This window comes from Streptomyces sp. NPDC030814, assembly GCF_055572155.1.
Window position 1 is genome coordinate 336967 of the sequence record NZ_JBVIDX010000006.1, and the last position, 19942, is coordinate 356908.

A 19942-nucleotide genomic window follows, 5' to 3' on the forward strand; every position below is an offset into this window, starting at 1 on the left:
AGGGGGCCGTTTCGCCCGCCCTCACAGCCGCCGCCAGGTCCACGTCGTGGTCGCCTCCAGCGGCTCGATGGGCGTGACCAGCCGGGGGTGGGTGTTCAGACCGTTGGGCGGGCCGGTCTGGGGTTCGACGCACACGGCCTCCGCCTGCTCGTCGTAGACCACGACCCACTCCTCCCGCGAGGCCACCTTCAGCTCCAGCCGGCCGGGCCAGGTGAGGGTGACGTCGACGCCGTCGGGCATGCCGAAGCAGTCGTCCCAGGGCCCGGGCTTCGGGTCGATCCGGTTGCCGGTGGGGAGGTGGTCGGCGCCGCGCTCCTCCTGCCACACGGGGGCGAAGTCGAGCCGTACGTCCTCGCCGCCGTCGTCCAGGGTCCGGTTGAACCACGGGTGCCAGCCGATCTGGGCCGGGAACGACGACTCGTACGTCTCCACGGACATGGTGAGGGTGAGGGCGTCCGGCGTGAGGGTGAACACCTGGGTGACACGGCCGGGGTACGGCCACGGGTCGACGAGGTCGTACGTGAGGACGGCCTCGGTGTCGGTGCGGCTCGCCACCTGCCACGCGCCGTCGCGTGCGGTGCCGTGGATGGCGTGGGGCGGGGCGTTCAGGGGCATCTGCTGGACCGCGCCGCCGCTGAGGAAGCGGCCGTCGCGGACACGGCCGCACCAGGGGACCATCGGGAAGCAGCCGAAACGGTCGCCCTTGCGCAGGAGTTCGAGCCCGTCGATCCGTAGGCTCGCCACCCGTCCGCCGTTGGCCGGGGTCAGGACCGCCTGCGCGTCGGCCGCGGCCAACGTGATCTGTTCGCTACTCACGTTGTCGAACCCTACTGGGGTTGCCGCCCCGGGGTCCCGCTGACATGACCGCCCGGGCCAAAGGGCGGCGTGGGGAGGCGATTTGAGTGTGTGTCACGGCAGGACGGGGGCCGTCGGGGGAACGGCGCCGCGGAACTCCTTGTCTCGCGCGGGCGTCCTACCAGGTGAGGCTCGATGTTCGTGGTACGCGACGAGAGGCGGGTTCCCATGCAGGCGGACGACACGGCCAAGCTCGAGACCACGTTGGCGGACGGGCGGCGGATGACGCTGTCGCTGCCGCCGACGGACGCGGGATGGGCCGCCGAGGGCATCAAGGGGCTGCGTGCGGTCCCGCCCACGCACACGGGTCGGGGCGAGGAGCCGCCGGCCCTGCCCGAGCGCCCGGTCCTCCCGTTGGAGATAGCTCTGCTCGGTCTGGGCGCTTAGGGGTCCTTTCCCTATGAGCGTCCGATCAGATCGCGTGGTCCGGTGCCGTGCATCGCAAGGCGCCGGAAGGTCCTCGTAGCGGAGCTACCAGGACCTTTGGGCAACGCGGCGAGGTGCGGTGCCAGACCGCGCGACCCGGGCGGGCAGAGTGAAAGGACCCCTTAGGCGTAGCGCCTCAGCGGCGTCTGCGCAGGGCCCGGGCCACGATGACGGCGGAGGCCACGGCCAGGGCCGCCGCCGGGGCCGCCCAGCGGAGGGCGGCCGTCCCGACGGAGACGGTCTCCTGGGCGGGGACGGGGGCGTAGCGGCCACGCGGTGGCGCGTGGTCGACCTCTTCCGCGCTGCGGCCGATCATCGTCCGCCGGGCGTGCGCGGCCTCGGCCGGGGGCTCGCCGCCGGCCACGAGGTCGTCCTCGGCGAACGGATCCAGCGAGGGCGGCGGCACCTCGGTGTCGAAGACGGAGGCCGGCGGCACCTCCCCGACACCGGCACCGACCTCGGCGTCGTCATCCTCATCCGTCCCGGCCTCGTCTCGCACGGAGGCTCCGGCGTCGTCGAGGTCGTCGTTTCCGCTGTGTGCCGCGGCCTCCGGTTCACCTTCGTCCGGGGCCTCGGGGGTGGGTTCCTTTCCTGTCGGCTCGGTGGCGGTCTCCTCCTTCGCCGCCGCTTCCGCCTCACCCTGTTTCTCCTTCTCCGTGGCCGCCTTGCCCAGCTTCTCCGCGAAGCGGGTCAGGAGGCGGCCCGTCGCCGCGGTGACCGCGTCGGCGGGGAGTTCGGTGATCCTGCCGTCGGCGGTGGCCGTGCCGGTGAAGTGGATCGTCGTGCCCTCGGGGGCGGAGGTGAGCCGGATGGTCAGGGCAAGCCGTACGGTGCCGCTGCCGCGGACCTCCGTGGCGTCGCCCTCGATCACGTACGAGCCGTCGTCGGCGCCGGACACCCGCAGGGCACCGCGGTAGGTGATGGTGTGGCCGGCGGCGCGCATCTTGAGGCGGCCGGCGACGGGCGGGGTGCCCGCGTCGTGCTGGAGCCCGGGGACCGCTCGGGCCACCCGCTCGGGGTCGGACAGCGCCTCCCGGAGGCGGCCGACATGAACCGGAACGAACACCTCATGCTCCATGGCAGGGGAGCCTACCCACGAGTCGCCGCACCGCACCCTTACCTGCGCGTGATTGCCCGCGTTCCGCCCCCTGCGGCCGTACCCCGTGGTACCGGCGCCGTCACGCCGGGTTCAGTGGGCGTACCTCGGATGCACGAGGGTCGACGGCGGCAGCCCCTCGACGCGGGCGGCGTCCCCGAGGCGGGTGCCGGTGCCGCCGAGGTCCACCGCACGGCCCGCGCCCGCCGTGTCGCGGGTGGCGATGACGAACCCCCAGTCGCGCGGGACGCGGGCGGTGTGGGTGCCGGAGCCGGGGGTGTGGGCGACCACCTGGTAGGCGTGGGTGTGCAGGCCGGCGGCGCGCAGGGTGGCGTCGACCGTCCAGAAGACAGCGCGGCGGGACGCCACCGGGCCCGCGTGCACGACCAGCCGGCCGTCGTCGGCGAGGACGTCGCGGACCAGGCCGTAGAACTCCTGCGAGTACAGCTTGGCGCTGTCGGTGATACCGGGGTCGGGGAGATCGGCGATCACGACGTCGTACGGGGCGGGCGGGCGGCTACGGCGGAGCCAGGTGAAGGAGTCGGCCGTGACGACGTGTACGCGGTCGTCGGCGTAGGCGTGCCCGTTGAGGGCGGAGAGCGCGGGGTCGGTGCGGGCGAGGCGCAGCACGCCCGGGTCGAGTTCGACGACGTCCACCCGCCGTACGCCGTCGTGGCGCAGGATCTCGCGGGCGGCCAGGCCGTCGCCGCCGCCCAGGACGAGGACGCGGGCGTGCCGGCCCGCGTCGATCGCGGGGTGGACGAGGGCCCGGTGGTAGCGGAGTTCGTCGCGGCCGCTGACGCGCAGGCGGCCGTCGAGGAAGAGGGAGAGGGGGCGGCCGTGGTGGCCGCCGGTGAGGACGATCTCCTGGATGTCGGTCTGCACCGCGACGCGTACGTCCTTGCCGTACACCGCGCGTCTGGCGGCGCGTTCGAAGTCGTCGACGTGCACGGCGGCCGTGGCGAGGAGGGCGAGGACGGCGGCGTTGGCGGCGAGCAGCAGCCAGCGGGCACGGCGGCTCAGGTCGTGGCGGAACAGGCCGAGGACGAGGCTGCCGCCGACCAGGGCGTTGACCGTGCCGGTGAGCAGGGCGCCGGTCAGCTGGCCGAGCCAGGGCAGCAGGAGGAAGGGGAAGGCGAGGCCGCCCATCAGTGCGCCGACGTAGTCCGCGGCGAACAGGTCGGCGACCGCGCCGCCCGCGTCCTGGCGGCGGATGCGCTGGATCAGCTCCATCAGGAGCGGGACCTCGGCGCCGATGAGCAGACCGATGGCCAGGGAGAAGGCGACGAGCAGATGACGGGAGCCGGCGGCCCAGACGCCGCCCCAGTCGCCGGTCCAGGCGAACGCGGCGTACAGCGCGAGGGCGCTGGAGCCGCCGATGAGGGCGAGGGCGGCCTCGATGGCACCGAACCCGAAGGCCGCGCGGGGGCGGAGGCGTTTGGCGGCGAGGGAGCCGATACCCATGGCGAAGACCATGACGGAGAGGACGACGGACGCCTGGGTGACGGAGTCGCCGATCAGGTAGGAGGCGAGGGCGACGAGTTCGAGTTCGTACACGAGTCCGCACGCCGCACAGACGAAGACACCGGCGAGGACGAGGAAGCGGCCGACGCCGGGGCGGACGGGGAGCCGGGCCACTCCACAGCTGGGCCCTCCGGGGGTGCCACCGCCACCGGAACCGCCGTGACCTCCCCGTGAGGGTGAGGCGCCAAGGGGTGCGGGGGCGTGCGGCTCGATCACTCCTGGCACGCTACCTTCGCGTGAGCGCGGGGCTGGGTCACCCACAAGGGTGGTCTGCCGGGTACCTAATAGCTCGGGGGTTCGAGGTTCGTCGGCGGGTGCGGGTGGTTCGTGGTTTCTCGCGCGGTTCCCCGCGCCCCTGAAGAGGCGGGCCTGCGACCCGTTCTCCATCGAAACGCACGGGGCGCAGGCTCCTGCTTCTGAGGGACGCGGGGAACTGCGCGAGCAGGCCCCACGCACCCGCACCCCCACCCGCCGACGAACCCCGAACCCCGAGCCATTGGGCACCCGGCACCCGGCACCCTCACAGCGGCACCGGCACCCGAACCCCCACCCTCGTCCTCGTGGCGACCAGTTGGCCGTCCTGAGGGTACGCATGCCACGTACGCCAGTGGACCTGGCCCTCGTGGCGCTGCGCGAGCATCGCGGTGAAGGCGTGGGGGCTGCCGGGGAACACCCCGGCGAGACCGTGGGGGTGGTCGGAGACGAGCGCGAGGAGTTCCTGGGCGCGGCCGGCGAAGGAGCCGGGCGACAACACCTCGACGCGGGCGGCGAACTCGTACTCCCAGTCGCCGACTCGCTTGGCCACTCCGAGCGGGAGGGGCGTGCTGGAACCCGGGATGCAGGCGACCGTCTCCGAGCAGTGGCTGCCCCTCTCCTCCTCGAGAAGCACCTGGTGGGACGCGCCGAGAAGCCTCAACTGAAGCTTCGCTCCCGCGAGTTCCAGGTCGAGGGTGGCGAGCGCGGGCAGCGGTTCGCGGCCGAGGGCCCACGCCAGGTCGGCCGCGCTCGTGTCGGTGTAGGTCGTGTTCAGGGTCGTGAGCATGGGTCGGCTCCGCTAGCACGCAAAGAAGAGAAGAGGGGTGGTCCGGCGCACCCCGTTCGGCACCGGGGGATGCGGCCCGGTCAGCCAGGTCGGGTGGGGACGACGTCCCAGCGGTCCGGTCAAGCCAGGACAGACCTGCCGGGAGGGACGTCCGGGGGCTGTGTTGGCGATTTATAGGGAATCATGAACTGTGGCGCCACCACAGCGTTTTTACCCAACTTGACGTGCTTTCCATCCCCCCGAGGGCTGCACAGCTCAACTGTTCAAGCAGGCGTGCGCCCCTGCCATGGAAGTGCTACTCGTGCGCTCATCCCGGCGGGCGCGTGAACGGCGGGGAGCGCCCGCCGGACAACCGGGCCCTCCCTGCGTACCCAGGCGTGCACGCGGGGCACTCCGCACGGGTGGGAGGTGTGACGGCACCGCGGATGCGGACACACGAGCGCCCGCCGGGAGTTCGATCCCGGCGGGCGCTCGTGTCGTGGAGCTCGGCTGCCCCGTGTCAGCTGCCTCCACCGCATCCGCCCCCGCCCCCGCAGGACGAGCTGCTGCCGCACGACGACGAGCTGCTGCCGCACGACGACGAGCTGCTGCCGCACGACGACGAGCTGCTGCCGCAGGACGACGAGCTGCTGCCGCACGACGAACCGCCGCCCCCGGACGACGGGTGCCTGTGGTCATCCGACGACGAGGACGACCCACCGTCGCCGACGCCCGCGGCACCGCCGAGCACCCACCAGCTCTGGTCGCCGCTGCTGTGCGTGCCGCTGTCACTGCTGCTGCGGCGGGCGCTCCCGCCGCCGTGTCCGCCTGTGCGGCGGCTTCCCGATCGCATCGCGTTGGAGCTGCTCCTCTTGACGGCCGTGAAGACCGCGAACAGCACCATGAAGACGACCCCCAGGATGATGCCGACGACCGCGATCGCGTTCATGGCGCCACCCCCCTTCTTTTTCTTCAGTCCCCCGAAGCAACCCCCCGTGGGCGCCTCGCCTTGTCACCGGTGCGGTGCCGCCGAGCCCCCCTGGCTCAGCTGCCGCCGCCGCATCCACCACCGCCGCCGCATCCACTACCGCCGCCGCAGGACGAGCCGCCCCCGCAGCCGCCCCCGCCGCCCGAGTTCCCGCTGTCGGCCCACCAGCTGCCCCGGCGTCGGCTGTAGCTGCCGGCCCGTACCGCTCCCCTGGAGCTGACGATGACGGCGAACACCACGATCAGTGCGAAGCAGACGAGCCCGATGACGATGCCGATGTCCATGGCGTCGTCCCCCTTTCCGTTGTCCCCCGCGGTCCCCCAAGACGCCCCCCGTGGGCGCCTCGTCGTCCAGCGTGACGCGGGGATGCCCCCGCGTGTGGTGTTTCAAAGCGGAGTTGAGCAAGTCCAGAGGTACGCGGTCAGTCGCCGCCTCCGCCGCCCCCGCCGCAGCCCCCACCTCCGCAGGACGAGCCGCCGCCGCAGGACGAGCCGTCCCCGGACGACCCGCCGTCCGCCCACCAGCTACGGCGCCGACGGCGCCGCGAACCCCCGCTGAGCGTCGACAGAACGCTCATCAGCACAACCACTCCGAAGACGAGGAAGACGAGGATCTCCACCTCCGTCACCAGCCTTTCGTACCCCCGTGCACACCCCCCGTGGGTCGTGCGTGACCTGGGGATGCCCTCGCGCATCACGGCCCAAAGCAGAGTTGAGGAACTTCAGAGGGTTCAGGCAAGACGACGGCCCCTGACCTGCGCGAAATGGCAGTTCAGGGGCCGTCCGAACCTTACTGGGCCGTCTATGGGCCGTGATCTCCCTGGGGAAGCCGCTGAAACACGGTGTCGATGGCACGCCGGGCCCGCTCGCGACTGTCGGGCATCAGATGGGCATACACCCGCAGCGTCAGCGCCGGATCAGCGTGCCCCATGTACTCACTGACGGCCTTGATGTTCTCGCCCGCGTCCAGCAGCGCGGAGGCGTAGAAGTGCCGAAGGGCGTGCATCCCGTGTTGACGCGCCGACTCGTACTTGCCGTCATCGTCGGCATCGGGGATGAGCCCGGCCGCCGCGAGAGCAGGCTTCCACTCCTTGCCGTTGAAGTTGCTCCGCCACACCATGCCCCCTTGCTCAGCCGTGAAGATCAGTCGCGCAGACGCCCTTGGCCCCTCCGGCACATTCCAGGGCAACGTGATCTCCATGGGCTTGCTGGCCTCCATATGTGCCCGCAAAGCTTCCGCTACAGAGTCGGGCAGCGGAACATCCCGCTTCTTGCCGCCCTTGGGGAGGGCGAACACCGGGTGCCCTTCCACGTGCTTGATCTGCCGGACCACATGGAGTGTGCGCCCATCAACGTCGATGGCGTCCTCGGCCAGACCGAACACCTCGCCCTGACGCAGGCCGCACCCGGCGGCAACGTCGACCATGGCCCGGTATCGCTCCAGTAGGGCCGCTCGAACCGCGAACACCTGCCCGGACTCCCACGGGACCATCGGGTGCGCGTCAGGCTTGGGCCGCCGCACAGTCCGCGCACTGCACGGGTTGCGGGACAGTAGCGAGTCGTCGACGGCCGCCGACAGGACCGACTGAACATCGGCAAAGATGTTCCGGGTGTAGGAAGCACTCACGCCGGGCTTCGCCTCCAGGGCGGCCAGCAGCTCCCTGATGTGCTCGGGCCGGAAGGTCCCAATCGGCCGTGAACCAAGCACCGGGTAGACGTGGAGCCGCAGGCGCCGGCCGAGTTCCTTCCGGGCCATTGGACTGGAGGTCTTGGTGTCCAACCACTGCTCGGCGTACTGCCGGAAGGTTATCCGCACCGACTTGGGGTCGGTGTACTGACCGCGCGTCATATCCGTCTCGATGGCGCTCAGCCACTTCTCGGCGAGACGCTTCTTGCCATCGGGGAAGCTCTTGGACCTCTCGGTGCCGTCAGGGCCGACATAGCGGGCGCGGTAGCGCATGCCGGTGCCGTGACGGTCGGTCCTCACGCGGACGGTCTTACCGTCGGTGGTGACCTCAGACCTAAACCAGCGGTCCTGAACATGTCCGGCCATCAGGCAGCCCCCTTCATCAGGGACTCAACCCAGACCCTCACGTCGTCCGGATCGAAGCGGAGGTACCGGCCCACCCTGAAACCACGGGGTCCGATGCCCTTCCGGCGCCACTGGTAGACGGTCTCGACACTGGGAAGGCGCAGCAGCGTCACCAGGTCTTCCGGAGTCAGATACTGGGCAGGCAGCGGCAGGCTCATGCGCAGACCTCCCAGTCCTCCGAATCGGGCATGTCGGCGAGGGCTTCGCGTGCTGTTTCTCGGTTCAGTCGGATCTCCTTTGCGATGGTTGCGGCGAGCCAGGATTCGCCGGGGGTGTGGCCTTGTCCGGCGTAGGTCCAGTGGGCGAGCACGAGCGTGGAGCCCTCCGAGTCGTCGAGATCCTCGGACAGGCCCCGTTCGCGGCGTTCCTGGCGGGCGCGGTAGTCGGCGCGGACCTGGCGCAGGGCGCTGAGGGTGGTGGAGTACTGGCGGGACTTGGTGGAGAAGTGCCCGCGGAAGCCGAGCATGTGGGCCCAGCGCGCCAGCAGCCGTTCGGGGTATGCGTCGTCCAGGTCCCAGCAGGCTTCGATCAGCCGTCGCGTGTGCGCGGGCAGCGGGAGCTTGTCCAGCTCCGAGAGCTCCCCGATCCGGTGATCCACGGTGCCGGTGGTCTCGGCTGCTTTGGTGGCGTACTTGGCCACGTAGGAGGCCACGGCCTGTTCGGTCAGTTCCTCGTGCCCGAGGGCGCCGATGGGCTGCACGTCGACCTGCGAGCCCCACCGCAGCGTGCGGGCCGGGAGGTCGCCGGACGCGGGCACCGGCACGGAGACGCGGGCCGCAGCCGCCCTGATCGCAGCGTCCAGGAGAGCGACTGTCGCCCAGGAGGGCGGGGAGGTGTCGGGCCCGTCCGGACCGTCGAGGCGCACGACCGCGTGGAAGTGCACGGCCCCGCGCTTCTGGAACTCGGCGACCTTGCCGAAGGCGACCCGGCACACCTCCTTCAAAGCCGTCTGAGTCAGGCCCGCACGGGCGGCGATCTCCCGGCGCAGGTAGATCGTGAACCGGCGCCACAGGTCCCCGGCGAAGTTGTTGAACAGCACCGCCCCGGCGTAGTCGTACCGGCCGGGGTCGAGCGCCGTCCCGAGTGCCGGGTCGTCCTCGGCGTGCTCGGTGCCGCAGCGGCAGCGCCCGGAGTCCGGGCGGTTGTGCACGGGCCCGAACGAGGGGGCGGTGAGCGTGGCGAAGACGCGGGGGTGGTCCCGCACGTCCGAGGAGACGCCCTTGGTGAGGTCGCCGGTGATCCCGGCGCGGATCAGGTGGTAGGTGTCCCCGGCGTAGGTCCAGGCGCAGGCCGGGCAGCGCGAGGCGCGCCGGTTGCCGCAGGCGACCCGGAGCATGCCGCCCGGTTCCTGCTCGGTGCTGTAGGAGTACAGGACGTCCCCGGTCGCGCGGTCGCGGGTGACGGTCTGGCCCATGAGCCGGATCGGGTGGGCGCAGCCGCCGGTGCGGCGTACCTGTTCCTGCCAGCGGTCGAAGCCCGGCGAGTTCGCCACCCGCAGCAGGTCAGCGAGCGTCAGAGGGTCGGTTCCCATGGAGGCCGCAGCACCGGCCACGGCCTCCGGGGCGACGGGGAAGACCGTCACGCAGCCACCCCCACCGGGTTCATTGGCGCGGGGCGAGTCGACGCGCCGAAGGTGTGGTCAGCCGGGCAGATCAGGTCACCGTCGTGAGTCAGGACCATCACGCCGCCGAACGGCACCCGGACCCAACCGGGCGCGTGAGCCTGGCAGCCGGGGCAGGTGGCCGGACGGTTGAAGGCGTCGAGCAGGTCCCAGCAGGAGGGGTTCAGGCTCATGCCGCCACCTCCACGCGCACCGGGAGGCGACCGCCGGGGTTGTGACCGGGGCAGGCGTGAAGCGTGTCCGTGTCATCCCCCATGTCCGAGGCGACCCAGCCGGTACCGGCGCAGAGGCAGGCGCCCTCCACCAGGGGCCGACGACCGCGCCTCCTGGCTTCCGGGGTCATCTCGGAGTAGCAGGTGACCAGGGCGGCAAGCCGCTCGGCGCGGTCCAGTCGTGCAGCGGACGGGAACCGGAGGGCGTGCGCCGCCTTCTGCTCCGGGGTGACCCAGCCAGCCGCCCACAGCAGCCGGTAGCCGTAGGCGTACGCGGCCGACCGGTGCAGCTCATCCAGGCCCAGCCGCGTGACGCCCTGGAGGACCCAGGAGGTCAACAGGTCGAGGTCTCCCCGCCGGTTCCGGTAGCGGGTCGGCATGTCCGAGGCGTACAGCGCGACCGCGCGCTCAGCGTTCGACAAGTCCTCCACCGACACGGCAGGCACAGACGGAAGGATCGGGGCAACGTGCTCGGCAACCAGGGTTGCGGGCATGATGGAAGCTCCCTTCGAGGGACGAAGGAGGGCGGCGACTTGCTTGGCGGTAGGGCGCCGCCCTCCGGGCTCAGACAGGGCAACCTGTCCAACTTCTCTTGTGTTACCTAGATTAGTTACCTCAGAGCCGTTGACAAGACCTGGGGGCAGATTTCTTTAGGTCACTTAGGTAACCTGGGGACGTGACCGTGAGCCCAAACGACCCCCGCAACGCCTACGAGCAGGTTGCCGATGATCTCCGGAAGAGGATTGCTTCTGGAGCCCTTAAGGCTGGTCAGCGGCTCGACGGAAACGCGAAGATGGCGGACCGCTACGGCGTTGCTGCCATGACGATTCGCCATGCTCTCGATGTCCTCCGACGAGAAGGATTGATCGTGAGCCAGCAGGGGCGCGGAACCTTCGTTGCCAGCGACCCGGTTGGTACGGACACAGCGGACGAGGCCGACCAGATGATTGACGAGCTGGGCGAGATCAAGGCCGCGTTGCAGCTGATCAACTCACGGCTCGATCGGCTCGAAGAACGGGTTCGCGAGCGTCCTTGACAGAGGAAGACAGCCGATCCACGCGTTGCGTCGCTTCGACGAGCTTCCTCCGGATGTCGTGCAGTTCGATCAATAACCGCGCCCTGTCCGCGACCCTCACGACAGTCTTCCCCCCTTCTAACTCTGTGATCAGCCCAACTTCATGCTCGTGGCGAGACGCCTGATCTCCGCCGAGTGTGAATGCCGGTCGGTCGACCTCAAGTCGTCGACGAGGTTGCGAGCAAGCGGCCTGTTGCGCACGTGCTGCGGAGCAATCGCGTCAGCCTTCAGGATTGCGTCAGCGGCAAGCGCCGGTTTGCGGTTCATCATCTGCCCGGCCGCCATGCAGACCCAGAAGTGCGACTGTCGCTCACCCGATGCGATACGGGTGATATTCACCAGCTCAGCACGCGAGAGCACGTCACGAGGGTGGCCCAGCTCCAGGCTCACTTCCACCGAGTGAATCTGTGTGTTCACGGCGTTGAACTGGGTCTGGAAGGCGTTTCCGTCCGCCGGTACGCCGGCGGCAATCTGGCGGGCCTCGGTCAGATGTGACTCTGCCTCCGAGCGATCCCAGAGCCGCGACCATGCGACCGCCGCACGAAGGTGCATCGCGCCCCACAACGCACGCACTGTCTGATCACCCGTGGCTAGGTGCGGTTCCAGGTCATCGAGAGCCTTACGCGCCATATCACGCGCCGCAGCGAGCGAACCTTCATGCAGCCAGACGCCGCAGAGGTCCCACCGGGCCGCAGCTTGAAGGATCGGCGACTCGGCGCGCTCCGCAGCCACCAGCTCCCGCTGAACAGCACTCCAGCCGAGATCGTGATGCCCGAGCAGATTGGAGGACACACGCGCCATATGGCTCGCACGGAGCATGAGCCCTTCGGCTCGAACCAGGTCATCCCCGTCAGACGCATCACAGAGAACGACCAGGTCACGGAGGATTTGGGGAAGGACATCACCCAGTGCCGTGAACGCGGCATCCTGCCTGAGCCTCTCGGCAGCTTCGACCCGCGTAGTGAGGCCGGGAAGGGTCGGAAGATCAGTCGTCGTGATCAGTGCAGCCCCGCCGGGCATGGTCGCTTGCTGGAGGGCGAGACGAAGGCCGGGGACGGCAGCGTGACCGGAATCGAGTTCCGCAGTGTCATGCCGGTATGGCTGTCCCGTCAGCTCAATGACCTCTATGCCGAGCACGTCAGCAAGCTGACCAAGGACGCTCATTCGATCGAGTGGAAGGCGTCCAGTCTCGACCTTGGAGACCCAGCTAACGGAGCGGTCGACAGCAGCCGCCAGTTGCGCTTGATCCCATCCGAGTCGGCGACGTGCCCTCGCTACACGCTGCCCCGTAGTCAGTTCAGCCTTCATCATGGGTCCCTTCGACACTACGACGGTACCCACGCCCATCCCCTGGCACTGTCAGTAAAAGTGACAGTGGATAGCCGAACTGCCCTCAAACAGAAGCCAGTTACGGATTTCTCTACCTCATCAAGCCCCGGCTGCGCTCCGCTCCGCCGGGCGCGCTTCCCGGCTCCGCTCCGGGCGACGCTCCTGCCTTCGGCCCGCTCCGCCCGCGCTGCGCCGACGCGCGCCCTGGTGAGGGTTGGCCGGCGGCATGAGGTCAGAACACGTCGTGGCTGGGGCGGTCGGCTCCGCGACTTTAGCCAGCCACTTTGGCGCGAGCCTCGAAGATCATGGCCCCAACGTCGTGCTTTAACGGGCAGGTCAACAGACTGCCCGACGCGCCGAAAGCTTACGGGGCCATGATCACTCGCGCCAAAGCAGCTCCCGGCCAAAGTCGCTCCGCCGACCTAAGCGTCACGCGCAGAGTGCACTGCTCATTGAGGCCCAGACGGGCTACCCTGCATGCAGACAGAAGGGAGGTATCACTCATACGGTAAAGATCATTTCAAATGGAACGGAAAGGTAATAAAATGATCACAACGTATCTCGCCGCCCCAACGCACATGTGCGCAGACTGCTACTTCCAAGAACTCAAGCGACGCGAAGACGCGGGGATCCAATTCCCTGAAGATCTTGCGTTTCACTTGTGTTTCGGCAGTGGCGGCAACTTGAAGGCGGTAGAAGGGTGGAAGTCGAAGGCGACGGCCAGTGATTTCCGGCAGCACCGGAACCCGCCACTCTGTCCGCACGGCACGATTCCCGACGTCCCGGAGGCTGTCTACTGGACCGAACTGCCCATAGTTAACTATATATCCCTTAATGATTGATTCTTGTATAAACGGGCGGTTGCCGAAGCGTCGAGGGACGACGACTAGGCAGCCGCCCTCCTTGTGCCCCCATACGGAGAGCCCTTCGCGGGGCCGTCTCGGGGCCGTCCGAGGACAGCCGACGACGACAGGCGACGACAGGTGCCGACCACTTTCCCGCTGGTCAGGGGCGGTGTGCTGGATATCGCCGCTGGCGCCTATGCGCGAAGGCTAGTTGAGGAACTCCAGAGGTTCGGCGCAGGATGACGGCCATGACCTCCAGCGCAAGCCCCGCAGACCCCACCGGTATCGCCGCCCGGCCCGTGCTCAACCGGCGGCTCGCCGAGTTCGGGACGACGATCTTCGCGGAGATGTCCGCGCTCGCCCTGCAGACCGGCTCGATCAACCTGGGCCAGGGTTTCCCGGACACCGACGGACCCGAGGAGGTCCGCGAGGCCGCCGTACGGGCGCTGCGGGACGGGCGCGGCAACCAGTACCCGCCGGGTCCCGGCGTGCCCGAGCTGCGCGCCGCGGTCACCGCGCACCAGCTGCGGCGGTACGGGCTGACGTTCGACCCGGACACGGAGGTCCTGGTCACGGCGGGCGCCACGGAGGCCATCGCGGCGGCCCTGCTGGGGCTGCTGGAGCCCGGTGACGAGGTGGTGGCCCTGGAGCCGTACTACGACTCGTACGCGGCGTGCATCGCGATGGCGGGCGGCCGGCGGGTCCCCGTGACGCTGCGGCCGCACGAGGGACGCTTCCGGCTGGACCTCGACGAGTTGCGGGCCGCCGTCACCGACCGGACCCGGCTGCTGCTGATCAACACCCCGCACAACCCGACCGGCACGGTCCTCACCCGGGCGGAGCTGACGGCGATCGCCGAGCTGGCCGTCGAGCGGGATCTGCTGGTGGTGACGGACGAGGTGTACGAGCACCTCGTCTTCGACGACGCGGAGCATCTGCCACTGGCCACCTTCCCCGGCATGCGGGAGCGCACGGTGACCATCGGGTCGGCCGGCAAGACGTTCTCGTTCACCGGGTGGAAGGTGGGCTGGGTGACGGCGGCGCCCGCGCTGGTGTCGGCCGTGCGCGCGGCGAAGCAGTACCTGACGTACGTGGCGTCCGGGCCGTTCCAGTACGCCGTCGCCGAGGCCCTCGCGCTGCCCGACAGCTACTTCGAGGCGTTCCGCGCGGACATGCTGGCCAAGCGCGACCTGCTGGCGACGGGGCTGTCGGCCGCCGGTTTCGAGGTGTACCGGACGGCGGGCACGTACTTCATCACCACCGACATCCGCCCCCTCGGCGCCACCCTGTCCAAGGAGGGCGACGGCTTCGCCTTCTGCCGCGCGCTGCCGGAACGGGCGGGGGTCGTCGCCATTCCGAACGCGGTCTTCTACGACCACAAGGAGACGGGCGCACCCTACGTCCGCTTCGCCTTCTGCAAGCGCACGGAGGTCCTGGCCGACGCGGCCGAACGGCTCCGCAAGGCATTCGCGCACTGACCCCGCCCGCTCACCGCCGCCCCACGTTTTGCCGGTTCTTGCCGCATCACCGCCGCCAGCAGGGGTTTTCCCCTGCGTCGCGCGTGCGGCGCGGTACACACACCCCATCCCTACCTTTGACATGTCCACTCCGGAGGCAGTGGAGGGACGGACACACACCTGGCAGGGAAGCCTGTCCGGGTCCTCAGCCCTGGACGACAGGTAGGGAGTTTCTTCACATGTCTTCGTCAACTCGCGTTTCTCGGAGCCGAGGCCGCCTCGGCGCCCGCCTCGCCGCAGCGGCCGGCCTCGCCGCGCTCTGCATCACCGCTGCGCCGGCCACGTCGGCCTCGGCCGCCCCCGCCGCCGCGGGGGTGATGCTGCAGAACGGCCGGTTCAACGACGCCGTGCTGTGCGCCTCGCCCGACAACCAGTCGCTCTGGATGGTGTCCAAGGATGCCGCCAAGGGCAACTTCTACTGCCGATGGAAGCAGTTCGGCCCCGACTGGCAGTTCACGCTGTACAACCTGGGCAAGGACCAGGTGATGGCCTTCCACGGTGGCAACGAGCTCCCTGTGGTGATGGAGCCCGAGGGGAGCAGCGGCAACGGGAACGACGAACTCTGGTCCTGGGGAGGACAGGAGGGCTGGGGGGCCGCGGCGCTGCAGTCCTTCCTGGACAGCGGGCAGAACGTCGATGCCAGGACCCCCTATCTCGACGGGCGCGACAAGCCCCGCACCGACCCGGTCCGCACCCGCGGCTGGCGCCACGGCGACCAGAGGGAACTGACCTGGACCAAGATCAGCCCGAACTGACCCTCCACCAGGTCCACGACCGGGACGCCTCGGCCACCGCGCGTCGTCCGGTAGGCCGTCCGGCTCAAGGGACCGCGCCGGGGCTCCCGCTCTCGCCGGAGGCGTCAGCGCCCCCGGGCGCGACACCGCCCTGCACCGCTTCGGACGGCAGGACAGGTCGCCGCCGTGCCGCCGCACCTGCTCGACGCAGCCCGGACCACGCCGACTCCCGGCGTGGTCCGGGCTGCACGGGTCATGGCACGGGTGCGGGCGAGGTGCCCGGTCCGGATGCTGTCGGATCGGCCGAGGCGTCCGCGGTGTCGCAGCGCGGGCGGTACATTCCCCCGTCCATTCCCCCGTCCGCCGTGACGAGCCGCCGTCGAAGCGCTGCGGCATGCCGGTCACCGAGCGCGTCGAAGATCTCCAGGGCCTCTCGCCGGTACGGCGCGGGGTCCTCCTCGCCCGTCGCCTCCACGGCCTGGCCGAGCAGGTCCAGGGCATGTGCCTGACCCTTGCGGTGACCGGAATGGCGGTGCATGGCCAGGGCCTGGCGGGCGTGGTCGGCCGCGACGGCGGGTTCGCCGTGTTCCAGGCCGCCGCGGGCCAGGACGGTCAGTGCCTCGCCCTGCACCAGGACGTACTCCGTGCGGCGGGCGATGCCCAGCGCCGTGGCCGCCTGTTCCCGGTCCAGGGGACGCCGACCGGACGCCAGCCCGATCAGTGAGCGTGCCTCCAGGTCGTGCGCGCCACGCTCACGGGCCAGCTTCAGTGCCTCCCGGTAGGCCTCGGAGGCTTCGCCGTGGCGGCCGAGGGCGAGCAGCACACTGCCGAGGGTGAGGCGGGCGGCGGCCCGGAAATAGTCGTCGACGTCCTGGTCGCTGAGGGCGGCGGCGGTCCGTGCCAGTTCCAGGGCTCGGACGAGGTCGCCCGCGTCCCTGCCGGCGGAGGCCGTCAGCCGCAGCGCATACGCCTCGCCTCCCAGGTCGCCGCACTCCCTGGCCATCGCCAGGGCCGCCTGAAGGTGGCGCGCCGCCTTCACCGTGTCGCCGAGCAGGTGCCGGGTACGGCCGAGGTCTGCCTGCCTGCGTATCTGGTTGTGCTGGTTGTCCAGGGCCGCCGGAAGGCGCTCCGCCCGAACGAGGCAGTCGAGTGACTCGGCCAGGCGGCCAAGGTCACGCAGGACGTGGGCAAGGTTGCCGAGGACGACGGGATGCCCGTCCGACAGGCCGCCCTGCTGGTCGAGTTCCATGGCCCGCTCCAGGTGCTCCGCGCTGCGCCGCAGCCGGCCGCTGAGCCGGCTGACCATGCTGAGGTTGGTGTGCGCGATGGCGGCGCCCTCCCGCCAGTCGGCGGCCTCGGCGAGTGCGAACAATTGCTCGAAATGTGTGATCGCGGTGTCGACCCGGCTCTGCCGCACGTGCGCGTGGCCGAGCAGATGGTGCATGGCGGCCTCGGCGACAGGCTCTCCGGCGGCACGGGCAGCGGCCAGAGCGGCCTGACCGAGGGCCGTCCAGTCCACCGTGTGCTTGCGGATCCAGGCGTAGCCGCGCAGGGCGTTGGCGAGCAGCCAGGCCGCCTGATGGCCCTCGGCGGCGGCCTGGTGAACGGTCGCCGCCAGATTGGGCAGTTCGGCGTCCAGCCAGCGCATCGCCGCCGCGGCGTCTGTGATCTCCGGCGGCGCCGCATCGCTCCGGGCAGCGACGTCGTCCCCGGGCAGGCGCTGTTTCATCCCGGGGTAGAGCAGTGACGCGCAGCGGTCCACCGCGGCCAGCAGCCAGTCGTAGAGGGCGTCGGAGGCCGCTCGGCGGGAGGTGTCGGTCTCCTCGAGGCGAAGCCGTTCGGCGGCGTACAGTGCCACGAGGTCATGGAAGCGGTAGCGACCGGGCCGGTGCTCGCGGAGCAGGTGGGCGGCGGTGAGCCGCTCCACCAGCCGGGCGGCGTCCTCGACGGTGGTGCCCGTGACGACGGCGGCGGCCCGCAGACCGGTTTCCGGGCCGGGCAGCAGGGCCAGCAAGCGGAACATCCGTCGAACCGGGGCGTCGAGGGCGTGGTAGGAGAGACTGAAGGCAGTCCGTACGGCGGTGGTCTGGTCGCCGGTGACGGACAGGGCGGTCAGCCGGTCGCCCTCGCGGAGTTCGTCGGCCTGGTCGCGCAGGGTACGCCAGGGGGTCTGGTCGACGTTGGCGGCCGAGATCCGCAGGGCCAGCGGAAGGTGGCCGCAGGCGTGAGCGAGGTCCGCCGCGGCCTGCGGGTCCGCGTCGACCCGGCTCTCGCCGAGCATACGGCGCAGCAGCAGCCGGGACTCCTCGGGAGCGAGCACGTCCACCCCGATACGGCGGGCCCCGTCACGGGCTGTCAACCCGGCCAGCCGGTCACGGCTGGTGACCAGCACCACGCAGCCGAGCCCGCCGGGCAGCAACGGCCGGACCTGCTCCGGGTCCACGGCGTTGTCCAGTACGACAAGCATCCGCCGCCCGTCGGACAGTGTGCGGTACAGGTCGGCAGCGGCCTCGGGCGTCGCGGGAATCCGCTCCGCTGCCACGCCCAGCGCCAGCAGGAACCGGGCCAGCGCCTCGACCGGACGCACCGGAGCCTGTGCCGAGTGACCTCGCAGGTCCACGAACAGCTCGCCGTCCGGGAAGCGATCGCGTACCCGATGCGCCCAGTGCACCGCGAGGGCGGTTTTGCCCACGCCACCGGCACCGGTGATCGCCGCGAGCACCGTCCCCGTCTGGTGAGGGCCGTCCCCCGTCGCCGGGTCGGGGAGCAGGGAGTCCAGCTGCCGCAACTGATCGGCCCGGCCGGTGAAGCCGAGCGTCAGCCCGGGAAGCTGCGCCGGGACCGGCCCGTCGGCAGCGGGAGATGATACCGGCGCGGGTAAGTCGGGTAACGCGGGTAAGGCGGGTGGCTTCGGGGGTAAGTCTGCGCGGAGCACCCGCAGATGCGCGGCGCGCAGTGCCGCGGAGGGCTGGAGACCCAAGTCGGCGTCGAGCCGGCTGCTGATCCGCGTGAAGACGTCGAGCGCTGCAGCCTGCTGCCCGCACGAGGCCAGGGCCAGCATCAGCCGGCCGGCGAGCTCTTCGTGCAACGGCTCGCGCGCACTGAGCTCACGCAGGCCGGCGACCACTTCCTCCGCGCTGCCGAGCGCGAGCGCCAGGTCCGCCCGGGCCACAGCCGCCGTGACCTGACGACCACCGATCGCGACCGCCGTCGGATGTACCCGGATCCGCTCGCAGCCATCGGCCAGCACCGGTCCTCGCCAGCACCGCAGCGCTCGGCCGTATGCCTCCAGCGCGGCAGCGCGGTCGCCACCGGTCTCGGCACGCCGGGCCAGACCGAGCAACTCGTCAAAGGTGGCCACATCGGACTCTTCGGCCGACAGATCGGCCCGGTACCCGCCTTTGGTCGCCCGCAGCACGCGCCCCGCGTCGGGCCCGGGCCGGTGGGGGTCGATCAGATCGCGCAGGTGTCTGACGTAGGTCTGCACCAACTGCCGACAGGTACGTGGCGGCTGCTCGCCCCACAGCACGTCGACGATCTCGTCGGTACCGACCACCACGCCCGGCTGCATGGCCAGCAGCCCCAGCAGGCTGCGCTGTAGCACTGATGGGACCTCGACGGGGCTGCCGTCGAGGTGCAGCACCAACGGACCGAGGACCGACACGCGCAGTCCTGCCGTCCCCGGCGAGGACGCCGCGGCTTCGCCGGCCTCCCGCAGCCGGGTGCGCGCGGCCTCGGACAGGTTCAGCGCCGCCACCAGGCGCTGGATCGAGTCGGCGTGCGGCCGGCGGATCTGGCCCTGCTCCAGGTAACGCAGGGTCCGGACGCTGATCCCCGCCCGCTCGGCCAGCGCCCGTTGGCCGAGCCCGGCCGCGAACCGGTACCCGCGCAGCAGTTCCCCCAGTGTGCTGGGCCCTGGACGCCGACTCATCGTTGCCTGCCTCCTCTGTGCCTGTCCCCGCGGCGGAGGATAATGTCATGGACCGATCAAGCAGGCAGGGTGTGAGTTCTCGGCGTGGCGAGGGCACAGCACGAAGAGGTGCGGTGTGTCGGAGCCGCGGATGAGTGCGTGAACGCGGCGGGGGCTGGGTGACGGTGGCGCCCGCGCTGGTGTCGGCCGTGCGCGCGGCTAAGCAGTACCTGACGTACGTGGCGTCACCTGACGTACGTGGCGTCCGGGCCGTTCCAGTACGCCGTCGCCGAGGCCCTCGCGCTGCCCGACAGCTACTTCGACGCGCTCCGCGCGGACATGCGGGCCAAGCGGGACCTGCTGGCGGCGGGGCTCGCGGACGCCGGGTTCGGAGTGTTCCGGACGGCGGGCACGTACTTCATCACCACCGACGTCCGCCCCCTCGGCGCGACCCGGTCCGAGGAGGGCGACGGCTTCGCGTTCTGCCGCGCACTGCCGGAACGGGCGGGGGTCGTCGCCATCCCGAACGCGGTCTTCTACGACCACCGCGAGGGCGGGCGCGCCCTACGTCCCCTTCGCCTTCTGCAAGCGCGCAGAGGTACTGGAGGAGGCTGCGAAGCGGCTCAAGTCGCTGTCCGTGTGACAGCCGACGCACTCACGGACACGGGTGCTCCGAGCCGCCGGTAGCGCCGACTGCT

Annotated in this window: 18 protein-coding genes and 1 pseudogene; 5 read left to right on the plus strand and 14 right to left on the minus strand. The window is 70.6% G+C overall.

Annotated features, from left to right (window positions below; all coding sequences use genetic code 11):
- Positions 1-21: 21 nt before the first annotated feature.
- Positions 22-816 carry an aldose 1-epimerase gene (locus tag ACZ43N_RS16320; RefSeq protein WP_468098051.1) on the minus strand — a complete coding sequence of 265 codons (795 nt, stop codon included), beginning with the start codon at positions 814-816 and terminating at the stop codon, positions 22-24.
- A 174-nt stretch (positions 817-990) separates the two neighbouring features.
- Between ACZ43N_RS16320 and ACZ43N_RS16325 the strand changes: the two genes are divergently transcribed.
- On the plus strand, positions 991-1242 hold the full coding sequence (locus ACZ43N_RS16325; protein WP_468098052.1) for a hypothetical protein: 252 nt from the start codon (positions 991-993) through the stop codon (positions 1240-1242).
- A 175-nt stretch (positions 1243-1417) separates the two neighbouring features.
- On the opposite strand, the gene ACZ43N_RS16330 is transcribed toward ACZ43N_RS16325, so the two are convergent.
- From ACZ43N_RS16330 to ACZ43N_RS16380, 11 genes are all read right to left on the minus strand, one after another.
- Positions 1418-2359 (minus strand): SRPBCC family protein, encoded by a 942-nt coding sequence (locus ACZ43N_RS16330; RefSeq protein WP_468098054.1) that lies wholly within the window; start codon positions 2357-2359, stop codon positions 1418-1420.
- Between the two features lie 111 nt (positions 2360-2470).
- Complete coding sequence (locus ACZ43N_RS16335) at positions 2471-4117, minus strand: polyamine aminopropyltransferase (protein ID WP_468098055.1); 1647 nt, start codon at positions 4115-4117, stop codon at positions 2471-2473.
- 304 nt (positions 4118-4421) lie between these two features.
- The gene (locus ACZ43N_RS16340) at positions 4422-4943 is read right to left on the minus strand and encodes a DUF2617 family protein (protein WP_468098056.1); all 522 of its coding nucleotides are present in this window, start codon (positions 4941-4943) and stop codon (positions 4422-4424) included.
- Positions 4944-5442: 499 nt separating this feature from the next.
- Entirely contained in the window at positions 5443-5871 is a 429-nt protein-coding gene (locus ACZ43N_RS16345) for a hypothetical protein (RefSeq protein ID WP_468098057.1), read from the minus strand.
- 95 nt (positions 5872-5966) lie between these two features.
- On the minus strand, positions 5967-6194 hold the full coding sequence (locus ACZ43N_RS16350; RefSeq protein ID WP_468098058.1) for a hypothetical protein: 228 nt from the start codon (positions 6192-6194) through the stop codon (positions 5967-5969).
- A gap of 137 nt (positions 6195-6331) precedes the next feature.
- Entirely contained in the window at positions 6332-6538 is a 207-nt protein-coding gene (locus ACZ43N_RS16355; RefSeq protein ID WP_468098059.1) for a hypothetical protein, read from the minus strand.
- A gap of 173 nt (positions 6539-6711) precedes the next feature.
- A complete protein-coding gene (locus tag ACZ43N_RS16360) occupies positions 6712-7962 on the minus strand; it encodes a tyrosine-type recombinase/integrase (protein ID WP_468098061.1) in 1251 nt (416 codons plus the stop codon).
- Positions 7962-8159, minus strand: a complete 198-nt coding sequence (locus tag ACZ43N_RS16365; RefSeq protein WP_468098063.1) for a helix-turn-helix domain-containing protein — start codon at positions 8157-8159, stop codon at positions 7962-7964. The genes ACZ43N_RS16360 and ACZ43N_RS16365 overlap by 1 nt, the downstream gene beginning before the upstream one ends.
- On the minus strand, positions 8156-9553 hold the full coding sequence (repSA, locus tag ACZ43N_RS16370) for a replication initiator protein RepSA (protein WP_468098177.1): 1398 nt from the start codon (positions 9551-9553) through the stop codon (positions 8156-8158). The genes ACZ43N_RS16365 and repSA overlap by 4 nt, the downstream gene beginning before the upstream one ends.
- Before the next feature lie 26 nt (positions 9554-9579).
- Positions 9580-9795 (minus strand): hypothetical protein, encoded by a 216-nt coding sequence (locus ACZ43N_RS16375; RefSeq protein ID WP_468098065.1) that lies wholly within the window; start codon positions 9793-9795, stop codon positions 9580-9582.
- Positions 9792-10256, minus strand: coding sequence for a hypothetical protein (locus ACZ43N_RS16380; protein WP_468098066.1), 465 nt, complete (start codon positions 10254-10256; stop codon positions 9792-9794). The genes ACZ43N_RS16375 and ACZ43N_RS16380 overlap by 4 nt, the downstream gene beginning before the upstream one ends.
- Positions 10257-10510: 254 nt before the next feature.
- On the opposite strand from ACZ43N_RS16380, the gene ACZ43N_RS16385 reads away from it, so the two are divergent.
- A complete protein-coding gene (locus ACZ43N_RS16385; RefSeq protein WP_468098067.1) occupies positions 10511-10870 on the plus strand; it encodes a GntR family transcriptional regulator in 360 nt (119 codons plus the stop codon).
- Positions 10871-10999: 129 nt separating this feature from the next.
- On the opposite strand, the gene ACZ43N_RS16390 is transcribed toward ACZ43N_RS16385, so the two are convergent.
- Positions 11000-12256, minus strand: a complete 1257-nt coding sequence (locus tag ACZ43N_RS16390) for a helix-turn-helix domain-containing protein (protein WP_468098068.1) — start codon at positions 12254-12256, stop codon at positions 11000-11002.
- Between the two features lie 1066 nt (positions 12257-13322).
- Between ACZ43N_RS16390 and ACZ43N_RS16395 the strand changes: the two genes are divergently transcribed.
- Both ACZ43N_RS16395 and ACZ43N_RS16400 read left to right on the plus strand, forming a co-directional pair.
- Entirely contained in the window at positions 13323-14561 is a 1239-nt protein-coding gene (locus ACZ43N_RS16395) for a pyridoxal phosphate-dependent aminotransferase (protein WP_468098069.1), read from the plus strand.
- A 218-nt stretch (positions 14562-14779) separates the two neighbouring features.
- Positions 14780-15355 (plus strand): hypothetical protein, encoded by a 576-nt coding sequence (locus ACZ43N_RS16400; protein ID WP_468098070.1) that lies wholly within the window; start codon positions 14780-14782, stop codon positions 15353-15355.
- Between the two features lie 232 nt (positions 15356-15587).
- Here ACZ43N_RS16400 and ACZ43N_RS16405 read toward each other — a convergent pair whose 3' ends face one another.
- Positions 15588-19265: a BTAD domain-containing putative transcriptional regulator gene (locus ACZ43N_RS16405; protein ID WP_468098071.1), complete on the minus strand. Its 3678-nt coding sequence runs from the start codon at positions 19263-19265 to the stop codon at positions 15588-15590.
- 152 nt (positions 19266-19417) lie between these two features.
- Between ACZ43N_RS16405 and ACZ43N_RS16410 the strand changes: the two are divergent.
- A pseudogene (locus ACZ43N_RS16410) lies at positions 19418-19887 on the plus strand (aminotransferase class I/II-fold pyridoxal phosphate-dependent enzyme); the annotation flags it as partial.
- Positions 19888-19942: the final 55 nt, after the last annotated feature.